The sequence below is a fragment of the Pseudoalteromonas sp. TB64 genome (assembly GCF_000498095.1).
Taxonomy (GTDB): domain Bacteria; phylum Pseudomonadota; class Gammaproteobacteria; order Enterobacterales; family Alteromonadaceae; genus Pseudoalteromonas.
This window is the reverse complement of the sequence record NZ_AUTQ01000225.1, coordinates 1-18,292: the sequence shown is the minus strand read 5'-3', so window position 1 is coordinate 18,292 and position 18,292 is coordinate 1. Positions and strand designations below refer to the sequence as shown.

The 18,292-nt window shown below is 36.0% G+C and carries 16 protein-coding genes; 4 read left to right on the top strand and 12 right to left on the bottom strand.

Annotation, left to right across the window (positions count from 1 at the left end; genetic code table 11):
• The coding region (locus tag L647_RS0118950) for an IS4 family transposase (RefSeq protein ID WP_024610658.1) at positions 1-1,062 on the top strand (1,062 nt) is incomplete at its 5' end.
• 203 nt (positions 1,063-1,265) lie between these two features.
• Here the strand turns inward: L647_RS0118950 and L647_RS1000000126550 are convergent.
• The 8 genes from L647_RS1000000126550 to hrpB all read right to left on the bottom strand — a co-directional run bounded on the left by L647_RS1000000126550 (position 1,266) and on the right by hrpB (position 8,966).
• Positions 1,266-2,108, bottom strand: coding sequence for a diguanylate cyclase (locus L647_RS1000000126550; protein WP_024612432.1), 843 nt, complete (start codon positions 2,106-2,108; stop codon positions 1,266-1,268).
• The gene (locus tag L647_RS1000000126545; protein ID WP_253948906.1) at positions 2,086-2,823 is read right to left on the bottom strand and encodes a CHASE4 domain-containing protein; all 738 of its coding nucleotides are present in this window, start codon (positions 2,821-2,823) and stop codon (positions 2,086-2,088) included. Before L647_RS1000000126545 ends, L647_RS1000000126550 begins: the two co-directional genes overlap by 23 nt.
• A 276-nt stretch (positions 2,824-3,099) precedes the next feature.
• Entirely contained in the window at positions 3,100-3,444 is a 345-nt protein-coding gene (locus tag L647_RS0118935) for a hypothetical protein (RefSeq protein WP_024612430.1), read from the bottom strand.
• Between the two features lie 26 nt (positions 3,445-3,470).
• Positions 3,471-3,935, bottom strand: a complete 465-nt coding sequence (locus L647_RS0118930; protein ID WP_024612429.1) for a nuclear transport factor 2 family protein — start codon at positions 3,933-3,935, stop codon at positions 3,471-3,473.
• Between the two features lie 132 nt (positions 3,936-4,067).
• Entirely contained in the window at positions 4,068-4,919 is an 852-nt protein-coding gene (locus tag L647_RS0118925; RefSeq protein ID WP_024612428.1) for a DUF4435 domain-containing protein, read from the bottom strand.
• 1 nt (position 4,920) lies between these two features.
• A complete protein-coding gene (locus L647_RS0118920) occupies positions 4,921-5,358 on the bottom strand; it encodes an AAA family ATPase (protein ID WP_275451933.1) in 438 nt (145 codons plus the stop codon).
• Between the two features lie 4 nt (positions 5,359-5,362).
• Entirely contained in the window at positions 5,363-6,394 is a 1,032-nt protein-coding gene (locus L647_RS0118915) for an ATP-binding protein (RefSeq protein ID WP_139015458.1), read from the bottom strand.
• 145 nt (positions 6,395-6,539) lie between these two features.
• Positions 6,540-8,966 (bottom strand): ATP-dependent helicase HrpB, encoded by a 2,427-nt coding sequence (gene hrpB, locus L647_RS0118910; RefSeq protein WP_024612425.1) that lies wholly within the window; start codon positions 8,964-8,966, stop codon positions 6,540-6,542.
• Positions 8,967-10,879: 1,913 nt separating this feature from the next.
• Between hrpB and L647_RS1000000126050 the strand changes: the two genes are divergently transcribed.
• The gene (locus tag L647_RS1000000126050) at positions 10,880-11,320 is read left to right on the top strand and encodes a transposase (RefSeq protein WP_158001076.1); all 441 of its coding nucleotides are present in this window, start codon (positions 10,880-10,882) and stop codon (positions 11,318-11,320) included.
• A gap of 523 nt (positions 11,321-11,843) precedes the next feature.
• On the opposite strand, the gene L647_RS0118890 is transcribed toward L647_RS1000000126050, so the two are convergent.
• The gene (locus tag L647_RS0118890; protein ID WP_024612421.1) at positions 11,844-13,862 is read right to left on the bottom strand and encodes a 6-hydroxymethylpterin diphosphokinase MptE-like protein; all 2,019 of its coding nucleotides are present in this window, start codon (positions 13,860-13,862) and stop codon (positions 11,844-11,846) included.
• Positions 13,863-14,112: 250 nt separating this feature from the next.
• Here L647_RS0118890 and fliS point away from each other — a divergent pair, with 250 nt between their 5' ends.
• Both fliS and L647_RS0118880 read left to right on the top strand, forming a co-directional pair.
• Positions 14,113-14,514, top strand: coding sequence for a flagellar export chaperone FliS (gene fliS, locus L647_RS0118885; RefSeq protein WP_024612420.1), 402 nt, complete (start codon positions 14,113-14,115; stop codon positions 14,512-14,514).
• A gap of 8 nt (positions 14,515-14,522) precedes the next feature.
• Positions 14,523-14,834 (top strand): hypothetical protein, encoded by a 312-nt coding sequence (locus L647_RS0118880; protein WP_024612419.1) that lies wholly within the window; start codon positions 14,523-14,525, stop codon positions 14,832-14,834.
• Between the two features lie 147 nt (positions 14,835-14,981).
• Here the strand turns inward: L647_RS0118880 and fliD are convergent, their stop codons facing one another.
• The 3 genes from fliD to L647_RS1000000126730 all read right to left on the bottom strand — a co-directional run.
• Positions 14,982-16,382: a flagellar filament capping protein FliD gene (fliD, locus tag L647_RS0118875; RefSeq protein WP_024612418.1), complete on the bottom strand. Its 1,401-nt coding sequence runs from the start codon at positions 16,380-16,382 to the stop codon at positions 14,982-14,984.
• A 61-nt stretch (positions 16,383-16,443) separates the two neighbouring features.
• Positions 16,444-16,869 carry a flagellar protein FlaG gene (locus tag L647_RS0118870; RefSeq protein WP_024612417.1) on the bottom strand — a complete coding sequence of 142 codons (426 nt, stop codon included), beginning with the start codon at positions 16,867-16,869 and terminating at the stop codon, positions 16,444-16,446.
• A 154-nt stretch (positions 16,870-17,023) separates the two neighbouring features.
• Positions 17,024-18,292, bottom strand: a 1,269-nt coding sequence (locus tag L647_RS1000000126730) for a flagellin (protein ID WP_024612416.1), incomplete at its 5' end; no start/stop codon positions are given.

The following is an 18,292-nucleotide window of genomic DNA, read 5'->3' as shown; positions in this document are numbered from 1 at the left end:
ATTAAGTATAAGCCTTTTCATAACCAGTTAGTTAAACCTGAACTAGCTGAACTAATGCGAGAGGTAACAAATAGAGTTTTTAATTGTTGGATAAATGATGCGCTTAAGTACACGAAAAAAGATTTGTTCAAGTTTGATAATATTTTAATTCAGGACGGTAGCTCTATTATGCTTCATCGTTCTTTAAAAGATGTTTATCCTGGGCGATTTTCAAATACGTGTCCAGCAGCTATTGAATTACATGCTACTTTAAATTTAACGCAAGGTTGCTTTGAAAAAGCAGGTATAACACCAGACAGTTACTCTGAACGTGAAGAACTTCCAACACTTAAAGAGTTGAAAGGACAGTTGTTACTTGCAGATAGAGGATATTATTCAGGTAGTTATATTCATGAATTAGATAAAGCAGGAGGATTTTACGTATTAAGAGCGAAGGGATTAAAAACAGTCAGAGTACATAATGCTTTTAAGCAAAATGGACAGGAACTAACAGGAAGTCATTCCCCTAAGTTATGTGAATTGCTCCCCGAATTACCTAAAAATGATCTTATTGATATGAGTGTTAGCATAAAAAACAAGCTAACAAGAGTTGTTGGGTATTGGTCAAAAAAAGAAAAACAATATACATTTTTAGTCACTAATTTATCTATTGATGAATTTACAGCGACTGAAATAGGCAAATTATATAGGTTACGCTGGCAGGTTGAATTACTTTTTAAGGAATGTAAGTCTTATAATAATTTACGCGGCTTTCAAACATCAAACGCAACCTTACAAGAGGCGCTAATTTATGTAAGTTTAGTAGTAACCACGCTTAAAAGGTTCTTAACTGGCTGTATTGAAAAGATATTCAAAACTGAAATGTCTACAATGACAGTAGCAAAAACAACGAGTGTTTGGTGGATTAACATATTAACAGCGATTATTAGGAAGCATAGGAAAGGATTGTTAAATGCAGTTAATGAAGCATTTGACTTTTTGAGGAGAAATGCAGCTAGGGCGCACCCCAAACGCGATCGAAAAACAGGCATATTTCAGTATGGGGTAGAGCCAAATTTTTAAGGCTGTACTTAATATTTTTCTTAAGTACCTACCTATGACATTCATGTAGGCAACAAAGAAGAGTTAGCCGTCCCTGAAAAGAATCCAAAAGGTAGCGCGTAATTACAATTAATATATATTTGTCAGTAACTTATAGAAAACACATCACAGGCTCTGCCTTGCTTAAATACCAAACACACTGCTCTAAATTCAACCACCAAAGATCAATGCGCCTTAGTTAATGCTTTATTTCTACCAGAATTTTTTGCCTCGTAAAGCATTTCGTCAGCTTCTTTAATTAATAATTGAGTGGATATATTGTCACTAGCTACTGTTTCTTTTGTTGCAAATACACACCCTGCACTAATTGTTAAATATTCACGTACAGGTGACGCTTCATGAGGTAAGTTTAATTCATTAACCGCTAGCAATAATTGCTGAGATATATTTACAAACTCTTCATAAGAAAGCTGTTTAAAGAATAATATAAACTCTTCGCCGCCATAGCGTGCCACCGTACCAGTGTTTAACTTTGCTATTTGCTTCAGTTTGTCGGCTAGCAGTTGTAAAGCGGTGTCTCCGCCTTGGTGACCATAAAAATCGTTATAATTTTTAAAGTGATCTACATCAAGTAATATTACCGCAAAGGTACTTTTTTGTTGTTGGGCCTGCCCCCATTGCGCCGCAATAATTTCATCAAAGGCTCGTCTATTATAAATTTGAGTTAACCCATCAATTTTACTTATTTTTTCAAGCTTAAAATTTTGATCTTTTACTTGTTTAATTAACGCATTAAAACCGCTAATTAAAACACGCATTTCTAAAAATTGATTAGTGAATCTCAAAGGCTGCAAATCGTTTTTAACCAACATTGAATTAATAGCGGACGCACCATTAATAAGTGGCTCAATAAAGTAACGATTCACTATATAAAAACCCAATAACGACATTACAAAAAACATTAACAAAATAAGTTTTAAATAGTGATCAAATAAAACTGGCAGTGTTTGATGGTGGTGCTTAATGTTCAAAGCAAGAAGTGGATTACCGTTTACATCTAGAATCACCCTTTTCCTTTGAGTGGCAATGTCCTCTCCTTGAAGGCTCCCTTTGAGTGGCAATGTCCTCTCCTTGAAGGCTCCCTTTGAGAGTTACGATATTGTTTAAAGAACTAGCGTGTTCTATTTTTGAATAGCTAAGCTCTACTTGTGCAATCTCAGCTAAGGATTTGATCAACGACGTCCTTACCTTTTTTATAAAAACAATACTACCAACAGGCTCGCCTGTTTTATCTGTTCGCTTTATAACATGCGATGCAAACATGACAGGACCATCCTCTGTTTGTAAAAAACCAGAATGCCTTAAACTGTTGTCGTCTTCAGAGGCTTTTGAATTAGGAATAATTGTGCGGTTTAGCTTATTAACCTGTAAATCTAAATCAGGCGCATCAAACTCAATGTGTTTAATATAGTCGTACGCTTGCCCGTAAACCATATTAAAATTCATGTCATAAATAAATACGCCATCTATTTTAAGTGAGTAGAAGGTGTCCCCTACAAAGTTTGAATCTACATATTCTGCGTCAAAATCAGCCATATAATTATAGGTCTCATCCCATACGGCGTAGTCATAATTGAGTGTTTCTAAAAATATAAACTCTTTATCAAGCGCAATTTTAAGACTTAACAATTCACGATTTTGATAATCTTCAATACTATTATTTATAGCCGGCAGGCTAAAAAAATAGCGGTATCCAACTAATAAACTTGTTACAAAGCACATTAAAATTAAAGTACCTATTATTACAAAAAATCTTAATGTCATAGTCTCTATCTAATCGTGTAAAATTAAGCCAAAGTAGCTTACGTTTTGTGTTTTAGACTTACTACACCTAAACCATAAATAATTAGCTTCTTACTAAAGCGTAGTATAAATTCATGAGCAAGAATAAACAAAGCTTACTATTAATTTTTATAACGTTAAGATGTTTAGCCCCTTCAATGATACATTTAATATAGACATAAAATTACATATTTACAGTGGTACAAAAAACTGAAATCATTCCGCTACAGAAGATTCTACTTTTGATGCAGATGAACTCGCAACCTCCAATACTTCATAATAATTTAAACCATCTATTTTTTTGCCAATAATAAAGTAATTCATTTCGCCCATCATGGTCGGGTCGCCTATTATATCTTCTGCGCTTTGCACGTCAGAAAATTGAATTGAGATTAAGGCACCTAAAAAGCGCATTGAATCTTGAGGTTTTAATGCCTTTAAAACTTTATTAACTCCCGCCTGAGTTGATTCAGGCGTGGAGCCATCAAACTTAAAATCACTTTTTGTACTAGCGCATGCACTAAGCATCAATATTGATAATGCGATAAGTAACTGCTTCATAAATATATCCTTATTGGTTTTATTAGTTATTCGTGGTACTTGCGGATCATCGCCACTTTGCCGTTTTCAATTTCGATTACTTCCATCATTACTGATGTATATTCTATTGGTTGCTGATTTTGCGGATGAATACCTTTTACATCGTTTTTATAACGAATAGCAAAGCCTGTATCGTTAAACACAAATGTATTAAGCAGTGTGCTTTCAAACAACGTGTGCGCGCCTAAGTAAAAGCTCATGCCTTTGCGCATTTGCTTTTTACCATCAGGAGTACGTGAGTCATCGGGTTGATACGGAATATGCTGATTACCAATATCATCAGTTAACAATGCAAGATAAGCCTCAAGCTCTTTAGTACCTGCATTAGGTGCTTGTGTAGCGGTCATTGTTTTATAGTACTGCTGCGCAAACGCATTTAAGTCGAGTGGCTTTTCTGCATACGCCGAAAAAGCAGTTACTAAAGCTAAACCGAACACTAAAAGTAGCCTCATTACTTATTCCCTGTAGTTAAAAGTATTGGTTCATTTATAGGTACACCATATTAATGCGCTCAATAATAAAAACAAATAACTTTAAGTAACACTAAGCGTAAGTATTCTAAACAACATATGAGGATTAATATATTAAACGGTGCGTAAAAATTTGAGTACTGGTTGTATCTGTTCTACAAACGCCTTTGAGTGATTTAAACAAGCCACTATTGACTCCATACAGCTATCCACTGTATTAAATTGAATTCCACCTTTCTTCTTATACACTTTATAAAATTTAGAAATATATATTTGGAGCAAGACACGGAGCATTTTTCCAGGTAAATCGTAAGCAGTAACTCCCGAACTTTGAAAATTATCTTCAAAATAAGCTTTAGCGTCTAATTCAGACACACCATTAGGTAGCAACGATTGAATTAATTGATTAATCCTATTTTCACAAAGTCCCCACTCTGGTGGGTTCTTATGTATAGAACTATTTCCCCAGGCGACTCTGACCTTACTTGGATCTGGGCTAATTTTCCTTTGATAAAAAAATAATGCATACAAAAGCCTTCTTGCAGCACTATCAACCTCGTCAAAAAAACCATCTAAATTAAAGAGTTCGACTATATCTCTTTTTTTAGCTTTAAGAGCTATAGCTAGAGAAGTACTTATAGCATCTTCGCAGATAAAAAAATTCTCGATAGAATAACGAGTGAGATTAACTACCTTATCTGAGTGAATTGTTAAATCAAAATCCTTATCAGTAACACAAATAAAATTTTCATTTACATACTCATTAATAAGCTCTTTAATATTATTTTTACCACCCAAATGGACTACATCCCAAAATCCAATGTCATCATCTGGTAATATTGTTTCTATCACAGATTCATATATTGGAGTATCGTTAACACCTTCTACAACAACAAAATTTACAGACTTTTCCATCATTATTCGTATTATATTTTCTTCTGCAGTGTATTTCGGAATCCCTTCCATATCAAAGCGCCCCAAGATCTATTTTATTTGATTTTCTCGAAATTATTGAAGGCGAATGTGTCGCTACTATAATTTGAGATTTTGGAGAGAGTTCTAAAATCGAAGGCAACATCATTCTTTGCCAAGTCAGATGCAAAGAAAGTTCAGGTTCATCAGCGATAAATACAGCCCCATTACTTCTAGATAAAGCGGCCCGTCCCAACAAAGCTATAATATGCTTTTCCCCAGAGGACAAGTTTTTCAAATCAATTATCCTTGAACCTGAACGAACCTCAAATGAACCATTTTTATTAATACAAAAATATTTGTTGTTTAAGAATTTATTCACTATGCGCTCATAGTCATGGAATAAATCCCATAGGCCATTCCTGTCATCTTGTAAACTTTCAACATCATCAACTATTGTTTCAAACCTTTCAAAAAGTGTTCTAGCTACGATTAGTTTAATAAATGATTCTGATACTTTCCCTTCGGCTTTTTGAACGTTTTTTTTCAGAATTTAAATTTGTTTGAGATTTTAACGTTTCAACATATTCGACTGCTAATCTCGTTTCATCATCTAACCTTGCTAAAGTTTCAAAGTTTTCTTTTAACTTTTCTTTTGGAACTTCTAGTCCAGCATATTTTAGTTGTTCAAATAGGTCTTCAACAACGTAACTATCTCTTTTAGACTCTTCTGCAAGCTTTGGAAATGTAGAATGAATTTCTTTACCGATTAAAAATTTTTGTACTATCTGCGATTTAAAACTTTCAAGTTTTTTATTATCTTCCCGAGTTAAGTCAACAGCCATACATTTAAACGCATCTTCAATTTCTTTTAGTACGACCGTACTCGCATCAAATCTAGATGATTCGGTCTTTGAGTCCCATTTTTTATACCTAGCTAATTCAGATTCATCCATTGAATCCCATTCATTGCTTTTCACCCGAAGAAGTGGCACATGTGTCAAATTAATTAGGGAGCTTAGTTTTTGTAATAAAGCTTGGTGTTTGCGAGATTTCATAATTCGACGATAAAAGAAAATACGTCCTTCATATGTTGGATACTGAAAAGTGACTTCCTCACCATCAAGAACATATGCAACAAAACTATAATCAGACTCATCTATACCCTTGGTACTGCGATTAAATGGATTCATATCAAGTGTATTATGTCTGTGTGCTGGCGTTCTGTGCTGTGATAATGATGTAGTAGTATCCAAAATATTATCTTCTACTGGTAATAAAGACTTATAAACAGAAACTTCACTGAACTCACCTTTTTTTTCAATAGTGATTTCAACATATTCAAACTCAATATCAGTTAAAACACCTATATCACCAGCTAATACAGCAACTATCAAATTTATTAGTGTAGTTTTGCCTGTACCATTATCACCAAATAAACAATTTGAGCCGTTATCAAATTCGATAAGGTAATCATTACCAGGCTCAAACAGACCTACTACCATTACTCTTCTTATAATGTTATTCACTTGCAATCCTTATATGTGAAATTGATCTAGCCAATTAATCAAAAATCCTGACATCTACTTTTAGAGTACAGAAAAGTAGTATTTAATATCAAGAATAAAAGAAAACCTTTTATTCTTGATATTAAATGTTTATAACTATTAACACCTACATTTTGCTTTTTACTCTATTAGTTGCAACGCTATTGGCAGGGTCGTCTGGCCAAAAATGCTTAGGGTAGCGGCCTTTCATTTCCTTTTGCACATCGCGGTAACTGCTAGCCCAAAAGTGTGCTAAATCTTGAGTTAGTTGCAATGAGCGTTTACCTGGCGATAGCAGCTCCATAAGCAATGGCAGTTTACCGTTGGCAAGCATAGGCGTACTGGTCAAGCCGTAAACTTCTTGCATGCGCACGCTTAGCTTTTCGGGGCCATCAAGCTGGTATTCTATTTTTATATTTGAGCCACTTGGCACCGTTAATCGCAGTGGTAACAGTGCTTTTAAAGCGGTTTGTTGTTGCCAATCAAAACAGTTTTGTAATGCTTCAAAGTAGTTAAACTTTTTAAGCTGCGTGAGCGTTTTAATATCTTCTAAAAACACACCTAGCCACTGCGTTGCATTTTGAATGAGTTGTTGCTCATTTATTTTTGGGAATTTATCGGGCATTAAATTACTTGCTAAGCTCATACGTATCAGCAATTGCTGCGCATCAGGTTGCTCGTTAAATAATGCAAAACCGTGTTTAGCAAATAAGTTAAGCCACGCTTTAGCACGCTCGCTCTTATCTAGTTTTTGTTTACTAGGTTGGCTGGTGAGTGTTATAGCCCCGAGTTTTACTTCATCTTGATGAATAAAACGTGCTGATTTTTCGTCAAACTCACAGCGAGTAAGTTCACTAAATAAATGCGGTAAAAATTCTTGTAACTCAAATGGGTTAAGCGCAGTGGCTGTAAATATACGCCCTCCTTTGTGCCCGCCCATGGTTGCTATAGCTAAGTAATCGTCGTTGTGCCAGTAATCGGCATTTAACTCAGCACCTGCACCATTGGCAAGTAGGTAACCATTACCGCGTTTTTTAGCAATACGATCGGGGTATGCCAATGCCACTAGCAAACTAATATAATGCGTATTTAATTCGCTGTTTTCGTCTTTTACTTTTAAACGGCTTTGCCAATATTTTAACTGTTGCTTAAATACCGGATGCGGACGTTGCTGTTGGCTATGCAACGCTAAACTCAACTCGTTTGCACTGTTTACTCGGCTCTCAAGTAATGCCACTAAATAAATAGCGAGCCTAAAAATACCAGGGAGTTGGTCATCAAGTATTTGTGCTTTTAATAGCATATGCGCCAAACGAATATCAGCACCAAAACCTAACATTTTACTGCCAAGCGGTGTGAGCTTACCTTTACTATCAATAGCTTCTAGCATGTTAAGCAGGTTACTTGCTTGCTCGCATTGCTGAGCAGTGGGCTTATCGAGCAAGGTTAGATCATCAATACTGGCTCCCCATTGCTTTGCCTCAAGCATAAGCTGGCTTATGTCTGATGTGAGTATTTCGGGATTGTCGTGGCTATTACGTCTCTCAAAGGTTTGCTTTGAGCCAATTCGATAAACAATGCCCGGCTCTATTCGTCCTGCACGCCCTGCACGCTGCACAGCAGACGAGCGCGATATACTTTGTGTTGTGAGCTCAGTAACACCTGTTTTTAAATTAAAGGTAGCTGCACGGCGCTTGCCGCTGTCAATTACAATGCGTATGCCTTCAATAGTTAAACTGGTTTCGGCTACATTGGTGGTAAGCACTACTTTGCGCATGCCGTTTGGTGCAGGAGCAATAGCAGCTTGCTGATTAGCTTTATCTTGCTCGCCAAATAGCGTTGCGACTATGCAGTTACTGGGTAAATCGTTCAGTGCTTGTTGCACACGTAGTATCTCAAATTGCCCAGGTAAAAAAACCAATGCGCTGCCTGTTTGCTCATTAAGTGCTTGTTTTATTATGGTAGGAATTGCATCAAGCCAACGGCTTTCATCTTTTATGGGTATGTATACTTCGTCTATTGGGTAGCTACGACCGCTTGATTGAATTACAGGGCAGTCAAAAAACGCAGTGTAACGCTCTGTATCTAGCGTTGCCGACATAAGCATGATGGTTAAATCTTCACGCAGTGCACTTTGGGTCTCGAGCGCAAAGGCAAGTGAGGTATCGGCTGCAATTGAACGCTCATGAAATTCATCAAATATAAGTAAATCTATATCGCTTAATTCGGGGTCGTTTTGCAGCATGCGCGTTAGCATGCCTTCGGTGACTATTTCAAGACGCGTATTAGCGCTTACTTTGCTCTCGCCCCTAATCCGCAAGCCCACACTTTGCCCAATACTCTCGTTTTGGCACTTTGCTAAGTAACTGGCAATATTACGTGCAGCTAAACGGCGAGGCTCTAGCATTACAATACGTTTAAAATGCCCATCGCGCATTAGTTGCAGCGGCAACCACGTAGATTTACCCGCACCAGGCGGCGCTTGTAATAACGTAATAGGATTACTTTGTAATGTAGTAACGAGTTGTTGATATATGTCTTGAACCGGCAGCACAGCTATTTACCCTAAATTGCTTTGCAGGCATTGTAACAAAAAACCAAAGCCTAGCTGCGATTGATACTGAATAGTTGCAATAAATTGTAATGACCTAATGAAACTAGGAAGGTTTGCAACGAGAAATAAGCTAAACCTGAAAGATATCATATGACTAGAGAATCAAAAAAACCATTCGCGAACAGCGATAGTTTGAATATACCAATAAAAAATTGAAAATATGTAGGATTCAGGAAAGTCGACATTATAACGTTTGAGCAACAATATTTATCTGAGTGAGAAGGTGAAGTACCAGATAGCATACATGCTCTAGCACTTGAAAAGCAGCTACAACGTACTTTAAGGCATAATGATAATTAAAAAGCTACTGCGAATTAAACACTTACTTAAAAGTGGTAAGCCTGTCAAGTACGTAGTAAATATAAATCAGCAAAAACTGTCATAGCGCCCCCTTAGATTCAGACTATAAGTGCATAACTTGAATTGATAGGAAGAGTGATCAGCTGAATATAGGTTAGCTGCTTTTCCTTCAGCAAGAAATGCAATAATGAAAAATATATAAACAACTAACCTATGAAGAACGATGCCAAATTTATGCGCTGAATAGAAGTGGGATGAGTCAAAATATAATAGCGAAACAACTAAAAATCAGCCAATCAACCAATTAGTAAAGAGTTAGCTAATAATACAGGGTTACGTGATTATCGTATTAAGCAAGCTCAACGATGCATTGGTTAAGCGCATAACCAATGCATCGAAAACAACTAAGATAATAGCTAAACGTATTAAACTGCTCAACCTAAAACAAGAGAAAAAATAGAGTCCTAAAAATTTCTAGTTGGCTTAAACTCAATAAAACGATACAGATTAGCTATAAATGAATTTATACCAATACCTTAAATATATGATTTAATGTTCACATTAAAAGAAGCTGATATTTATCACGATTTTTCTGTACTAATTAACAGCATATCTAATGTACAACATCTATTGAAATTACTTGCAGTTTCCCACTTTACTGGGGGGAAAATAGAACTGGAATAACCTCTTTTTTAAAGATCAGTAGAAAAAGTATAAATATCTAGATCAAAGCATATTTAGATCATGGTTTAATGGAGCTCAATGCCAAATCACCCACTAGTAGATCACCCAGATTAAGCTCTAGACAACGCGTCAAGTAAAATAACACGTCAATCAAAGTAGAAGGTGGTCGCCTACAGGGTAAAGATATTCAATAATTCATTGAAAAAGAGTTTGGTGTTATCCACCTCAAAAAAATATTTATCAACTAATGCATAAGTTGAATCTAAGCTGGGTAGCGACTCACTCTGAACACCTAAAGTAATAAACTGAAGCACAAGACGCTTTAGCAAATTCTAAATAAAAACTATCCTTAATATATCAGAGCACATGTGCCTTGATAATGTGCCTGGTTGGTTTCAAGATGAAGTACTGCTTGGTCAATGAAATATAACCTCTAAAATATGGACAGTAAAAGGAACAAGATCTAGAACTATTCAGCAGCAGTTTGAATATGCGCACCTCTTCGGTACTACGTGTATTAACACCGGACAGACAGAAGTACCTGTTTACTGATGAGTGATACTGAGGGAATGCTAGCATACAGCGACAGGTAAATACTCAGTAGTAATAATAGCTCTAGCGAGCTTGCACCAAAGCGATCTAGCCAGTGAATTCAATAGTATCAGTATCATACATATTCCACTATTTTCACCCGCGCTAAATCCAATAAAGTAAGTATTGAAGTGATTGCGGCAAAATTAATTAGCCAACCGGTGGTTTCGAATACTGTAACAGCACCTTAGAGCAGTCATGTAGGACGTGGAACCAATTCTGCGAATAAACGAGCGCGATTATAGAGACAGGGTTAATTTGGAAACTAATTAGCGGAATTGGTATTACTGTCAGCTTATAGCACTAAGCTTACTAAAGAATACGCCATGAAATCTAGAAAATGCCGAGTAGGTGAAATGTTTAATGAAGCGGGAGAAATACTAGCCCTGTTAAAGGTCATTAACGCAGATAAAGTGACAAGCTATATTTGTGATAATGATAAACCGAGTAAGAGCACCAATATCGTCCTGTTTGATTACCATAGTAGTCGTGCGGGTCAATATACGGTTTACTTTCTTGAACTTTATCAAGGCTATATTCATATTGACGACTACAAGACTTACGAGAAAACACTCGTTGCATACCTTGCCTATGTACGTCGTAAATTCATCGAAGCGCAAGACAATAATAAGAAAACGGGCAAAGCAGATACGGCACTCAACTCGATTGGTAATCCCTACAGCATTAAACAATGCGATCAAAGAAAAGCTCAACATTAGACAGAAAAAAGCAAATCAATGGTTAATTAAGTATCAAGAAAAAATCCCACCGAAAAAAGCTATCAGCAAAGCAATTAACTATAGTATAAATTACTTTGAAAAATTCCGCTGCTTACTAGAAAATAGAAAACTTAAAATTGATAACAATCAAGTTGTACGCGCCATGAAACCCTTTATCATAGGTCGCAATGCATTCAAATACCTGCAATGGCGCGCATACCAGTGCGATACTCTATGTCCTGCTGAACAGCGAGATAACCGAGAGCCACTAATACCTTGGAACATTAAGCAAGGCTAGGTGTTGTTAGCTAGACGTGCATAGTAATTTTGGTCACTCACTAAGAAAGCAATATTATACTAATAAGCAAACAAACTTGAGTGCCAAAATAACTAAACTTAAATGCGCAATGTATTCAGAGGTAATAAAGCAACTTGTTGATCAGGACTATAAACAGAAGAAGCTGCTAAGGCGATGGATGATTGGTAAGTCAACAGTGAGTAAATGAGTAAATGAGTAAACAACTTAGACTTTCGCCGGTTTATTGTAATTTTCAACAAACTCCGTGTAAATGTCACTTATATGGCTATGAAAAGCATCGATACATGAATTCATAAAATCAGCTCGTTTATTTAAATCATCGTAATAATAAACATTTGATATAATATATGTTTGAAAATATCTAAATGTACCCTGTATTAACCAATAAGCGGCAACATCATGGCAGTTAACGCTCTTATAAAGCCCTATTAATATTTTATTCTGAATTGTAAATGCGTTGACTAAAGCTTCTCTCGTCTTAAAGTGGGGCATTGTTATAGCAATTAATTGCTCTAATATTTTTTTAGTTCTAATTCTAACTTCAGTTAAACTATTATTAATATTACTAAGAGAAGATTGCTCTAATGATGATGCCTCTTGTAGTAAAGTGGTAATCATATTCTTTTTATATTTAATATTTTTTTGAATTTCAATATCATTTACACTCTTAGGCTCTGCATTTAATATAAAAGCTCCATCAGACGTATTGAACACCTTAAGATGGCTGCTATGTCTCAATAGTAGCTCTATATTTAATCTAGATGAGTCAAAAGTATAAGTCGTTAGAACTTCATCTTTAAAATTACCTTTTACATACATATCACCCTTCATTAACTTTTTCATTAACTCTTTATGCTTAAAATCACTGTCAAAATAGATACTATGTTTAGAATGGTGGTTATTTTCAGAAATAAAACCAAAATCCATACCAACTAAGTAAACTTCTTTGAAACCAAGCTTATCAGCTATAGCTAAACCGGTATTCGATACAGTGGGATTGATATAATCTGGGTAAGTATACAGTTCTTTCCTATCAAGTCCGCGAATGAAACTTCCACCGCAATCACTAATTTTAGGTAGTAAGTAGGCCGTTTTAAAACGCTTTAAAACTTCATCATATACAGTATTTAAAGCAATAATATTTAGATCTTTTAATTTAATAGTTAAATCATTAGTTCGTTCAACAACGTTTACCCAATCTAATAAGCCTGCAGTACGCTCCATTTCAACATGAATATCAGGCACTATCTTATTCACCAATAATGCTTTTAATGCCGTACCACATGATATTATAATTAAATTATCTTGGTTTTCTTTTAAGAAATCTATTGTTAAATCTAATGAAGGTCCGTTTGCTACAACAAATACAGGAGAGTCTTGCAATCGGTTCTTAAATAAAGAAGGTTTTTTTAATATAGGATATTTTGCATTTAAGTTAGCTAAGGTGTGAGATAAGCCTATTATCTCATCTTCAAAAAAACCCCACCCTGCATGCATGCTATGACCAGCTGCTTTTATTTTTTCAACAATTTTAGTTATCAAAGGGCTATCATAATGCTTGAAAAAGTACATTACACTCATATTAAAGTGGCCTTGTTGAAATAAAAATGAAGATATTTCATTAACTACATTATGTTCGTCACCTCCAACGCGAATAGAGAACTTCCCCCCCTTTGTTGTACACATTTCAAATAAAGGGCGTAACTCTACACAATGTAATAACGCATAAAAGCTATCTTTATTTGGTTCAAATAAAAACACATTTAATACATTTTTTATATTAAATAACTCCTCTATTTGATAACCCAATCCTCCTCCGAGAAAACACACAAAATCAAGCTGGCTTTCACTTGCTGGATTACTAATTTTATTGTCAGTATTTGCACTTCTGACATTATAAATAGACTTAAGCAACGCGGCATGCTTGAACATAATGTCCTCATCAGATTGATGCCTTATTTCGTAATTGTTGTAAGCTGGTTTCTCTAGAAACTTAGTTACTTGTTTTTTAGCCAAGTTTCGTGGTTGTTCTTTATAAACAAATTGATTATTATTATATAAATTTTCATATCCATTCTCATCAATTACTACACCCGTATTTACAGGTTGATAATCTTTAAAAAAATCATATAAGCTAGGCATTTTTTCTTTCAGCAAAGCCAAGTTTGCTAGCAAAGTAGCTCGTAACATCATTTCTTTTAGCTCATTACTCTCGGTACACAAAACAGATTCCTTAAAATAAATTTATATAGTTTCAAGTCTAAGTCACTTAAAAAATGATGCAAGCAATTGCTATGCTTTTTACATATCGGCTAAAGTTAATTACACTTGGACATCTAGGTTAGGTGCCGATTACAATCAAGTCATTCAAGTTATCTAGAAACTTGTCGATATATAGATAACAATAAATTCATGGCATTATTATTGCTTTTATTTATATAATTTTCATCGTTTTAAATTTTAGGATTTCTCCATGGCTCACGTTTCAGTAAAAAAATACAGTCAAGTTCGTGCTAGTAATATTGCCGAAATGGCACCCTACGAACAAGTAAGCCTTATATTTAGTAATATCATCGGTCGTTTAGCAGCAACAAAGGGTTTTATTGGGCGTAATGAAATACAAAAGAAAGGTGAAAATATTTCAGCTTGTGTTTTATTATTTGGTGCCCTACAAGATGCACTTAATTTAGAAGTAGAGCAAGACCCTAGTATTTCTGACAATTTATTGGCACTGTATGACTACTGCCAACGTCGTTTAACGCAAGCGAATATAAATAATGATATTGAAGCTATTATGGAAGTATCGAGTATTGTTAAAGAAATTAAAGAAGGCTGGGATAACATTCCGTTAGACCAACGTAACCCAAGAGTTTAATTTTAATTATGGACTCACAGCCTTCTCGGCAACAACTAACAAGCCATGCTGAGCAGATAAAAACTCTGCTTAGTAAAATTGAAGTGTTAGTAAATGATGATAACGCAGACGAAGCTCAGCCTTTTTTAGACACTTTAAATACTAAACTAAAGCAATGGTGCGAAAGTAGCGAAGGTCCAAGTACAGAGCAATTAGAATTAATTCAGCTTCGTATAAATACCATTTTAGTTAAAGCGAATAGTGCAAAAAACGAATCGTCAAAAGCCATTATTAAACATAAAAAGTCAGTAAAGGCGATAAAAGCTTATAAAACCATCTAGTGAATAGGTTTAATAAACTACCTTTATTCAAACTAAGTACATGGCTACATCTTACTATTTGAACCAAAGAACAGTACATAACAAAAAAACCGCTAAGTTTAAACTTAGCGGTTTTTTATTAAATCTATAATACCTTTAACTCAGCTACTAATTTGATTGCCTAACTACGCCTGGCATGTTCTCTAACTGAGCTTGAACATAACTACTGGTGTTATTAAGGCTCGCTACTAATAAATCCATCGCATTATATTGAGCATATAGTCGAGATGATAGCGACTCCATTTTACTAGCAAGGTCCAAGCGATCGTCATCTAAATCATCTAGTTGATTTGTTTTACTGTCTATTCGGTTTTGAATAATACCGTCGGAATCTGTATAAAAGCTCATTAGCTCATCAAACGACTGTGCAAAACCATCATCGTCGTTACCTACAAAAAACTGTTGCACTAAATTTACATTAGCGTCTATTTGCTCATCGAGTGTTTCAGTATTTAGGGTTAAAACACCGTAGCGGTCTGTTTCAACACCTAATTGCGAAAGTGATAACGAATTACCATCGCCTAAATCAACTGATTCAGTTATTTCACTACGAAGCTTTGACATAACACCACGAAGTAGTGAGTCACCAGCCATAACACCAGCACCACCTTCACCAGAAGCACCTAATGTATTACTAAGCTCAAGCAACTCGTTATAACTTGTAATAAAGCTGTTTAACCCAGATTGAATATTGTTATTATTTTCGGTAACCGATATATCGCTTATGTCATCATCAACATCATGCGGTTTTTTAGCTGTGATTGTAATACCGTCAATCACTCCGGCAAATTCATTAGATGAACTACTTACAGTTAGCGAGCCATCAATGGTAATTGATGCATCAATTGCTGCAATTATTTCACTCGCATTTTGCACACCAGCAGAGTCAAATGCCAAACGGGAAAGACCATTCACATCGGTGTTATTACCATCGGTATCAGCAATTTCTATTTTAATTTCATTTTCTGCACCGCTATTTTTAGCGGACATAACCAAATGCTGGCCATTATCATCAGTAATGATAGTTGCATTAATGCTGTCGTTATCGCTGCTATCGTTTATAGCATCACGAATTTCACTAAGTGTAGCAGTATCAGATACGTCAATATCAAAGCTGTTATTGCCCGAGGTTAAGGTCATTGTTCCCTCACCTACCGCTGTATCAGCACCGAATGCTTGCGACAGTATTTTATGTTCCGTGGCTAAATTATTAACTTTTACATCATAACCACCTGGTTGAGCATCTTCGTCTGCACTTATAGATATAAAATCATCATTACCTGATGTACTGCGTTGCTGGTATTTATCGCTATCACCCAATGCTTCCATTGAGGTTTGTACTTTTTCAAGCGCAGACTTAAGTGCACCAACGGCAGAAATATCTGTAGTTAACTTACTTTCAGTAGTATTTAAACGAGATTCAGCAGGTGCTTGTTCAGCATTAACTAGTGCATCAACAATGTCTGCTACCGCTAACCCAGAACCTAACCCATTAAATGTAATAGACATACTTTACCTCTTTAAATACTCAAAAATAAACTAACTTAGTATTAGTAATTAGAACCGCTCACTAAACCGTTTGATCAATTAAAATACCTGCAGACTCAGACAATTTGGATACCAAACTCAATACTTCCTCAGAAGGGTATTGCTTAATAACTTCACCGCTGTTTTTATCAAGCACTTTAATTACATCGCGACCTGAATCTTCATCAACTTTAAATTGCAAGCTTCGGTTCATTTCGCCCATAAAATCCTGCAATTGTTGCGCCATTTGTTCTAGCTGTTCGCGTTCTAATGGCTGAGCTACTTCATCTTGATTATTATTTTTGTACTGGTTTTGCTGTAATTTTTGTTGATTCAGCACTTCCGTTTGCTTTACATCATCAACTGCTCGCTCAGTTAAAGAATGAACAGTTTGCCCGACTTGCTTATCATTACCAGCAATGGGGGACGATAATGTAGTAATTTCTGCATTTGAAGTGATTGTATTCATAACAGATTCCTATTTGTACTTAATTAAACCAACAATAGCTTAGTTTTTATTCTTAAACCACAAAAGGAGGTAGCTAAAGCCACCTCCTTTTTAAAATACTAATACTGACTTTATGTATTAGTTAGCTGACCATTAAGCTATTACTTTTAACTTATTAACCTAATAAGCTAAGTGCTGTTTGCGGTAACTGATTCGCTTGCGAGAGTATTGACGTGCCCGCTTGTTGTAAGATTTGATTCTTCGTCATTTGCGCTGTTTCTGTCGCAAAGTCAGTATCTTGAATACGGCTACGTGATGCAGATACGTTCTCAGAAATATTAGCAAGGTTACTAATTGTATGACCAAAACGATTTTGCACCGCACCCAAATCAGCACGCTGGCTATCAATCATTGCAATTGCACCATCAATTACATCCAACGCATTTTGAGAACCCGCTTGCGTTTCAATATTCATCGTACCAACATTATCCAGAGCAGATACATTAGCAGTTGCAGTAGCACCTAAAGTAGTATCACCAGACGTAACTGAAAATGCCTGTGTAGATGATAACCTTATAGCACCTGCCACCACTGCAGACCCCCCAGCTGCTGCTAATGTTACAGCCGTATCAGCTATATCACCGTCATAGTCAACACCTGTAACAACCACATCTCCAGTGCCTGAATAGTCAGTTATTTCAATATTATCTCCTGATTCATCAGTTAATATCATCTTCCCAGCTTCAGACACCGCTGCAGAAATACCGGTCTCACCTGAACGTTCGTTAACGGCACTCGCTATTGCGGCCATATCAGAACTAGATGCGGGGTTGGCTGAAATAACACTACCATTTAGTTTAAATGAAAGTGCTCCGCCAAGTGTTAATCCCGAAAGTTCAACTTGCGTTCTCGCATCGGCAGTTACACCTGTAGATGACTGTGCTGCATTTATCGATTCAGCAATATCAGCAGCACTTGAGTCCTCTGTAGTCGCTATAAGCGTATCTTCACCATTCTTACCTACTAACGTAATGCCTGCAGATGTTACACCATTTGATAATCCAGATGTTGTTGCAGCAGCAGCTTCACCTAAACCTAGCGTGTCTCCACCAAGGTCAAAAGATTGAACACCAATATCGCTAGCAGCAATACTATTTAATGATACAGAAATAGTTTCGTTTGCATTTGCACCCACTTGAAACTGCTTAGTACCAAAGCTGCCATCTAGTAATTGCTGCCCACCAAACGATGTTGTGTCAGAGATTCGTGTCAATTCAGTTTGCAAAGCTGATACTTCCTTTTGCAACGCATCTCTGTCTGTTGCAGAGTTTGAACCATTTGCTGATTGCAATGCAAGTTCACGCATACGCTGAAGGATGTTTGTTGATTCATTCATTGCACCTTCAGCTGTTTGTGCCATTGAAATACCATCGTTGGCATTTCG

Bases quoted from the DNA above. Each gene is read 5' to 3' on its own strand.
- L647_RS0118935 (WP_024612430.1), bottom strand. From the start codon at position 3,444: ATGAAGCAGTTACTTATCGCATTATCAATATTGATGCTTAGTGCATGC.
- fliS (WP_024612420.1), top strand. From the start codon at position 14,113: ATGGCTCACGTTTCAGTAAAAAAATACAGTCAAGTTCGTGCTAGTAAT.
- L647_RS0118925 (WP_024612428.1), bottom strand. From the start codon at position 4,919: ATGGAAGGGATTCCGAAATACACTGCAGAAGAAAATATAATACGAATA.
- fliD (WP_024612418.1), bottom strand. From the start codon at position 16,382: ATGTCTATTACATTTAATGGGTTAGGTTCTGGGTTAGCGGTAGCAGAC.
- L647_RS0118930 (WP_024612429.1), bottom strand. From the start codon at position 3,935: ATGAGGCTACTTTTAGTGTTCGGTTTAGCTTTAGTAACTGCTTTTTCG.
- L647_RS1000000126545 (WP_253948906.1), bottom strand. From the start codon at position 2,823: ATGTGCTTTGTAACAAGTTTATTAGTTGGATACCGCTATTTTTTTAGC.
- L647_RS0118880 (WP_024612419.1), top strand. From the start codon at position 14,523: ATGGACTCACAGCCTTCTCGGCAACAACTAACAAGCCATGCTGAGCAG.
- L647_RS0118870 (WP_024612417.1), bottom strand. From the start codon at position 16,869: ATGAATACAATCACTTCAAATGCAGAAATTACTACATTATCGTCCCCC.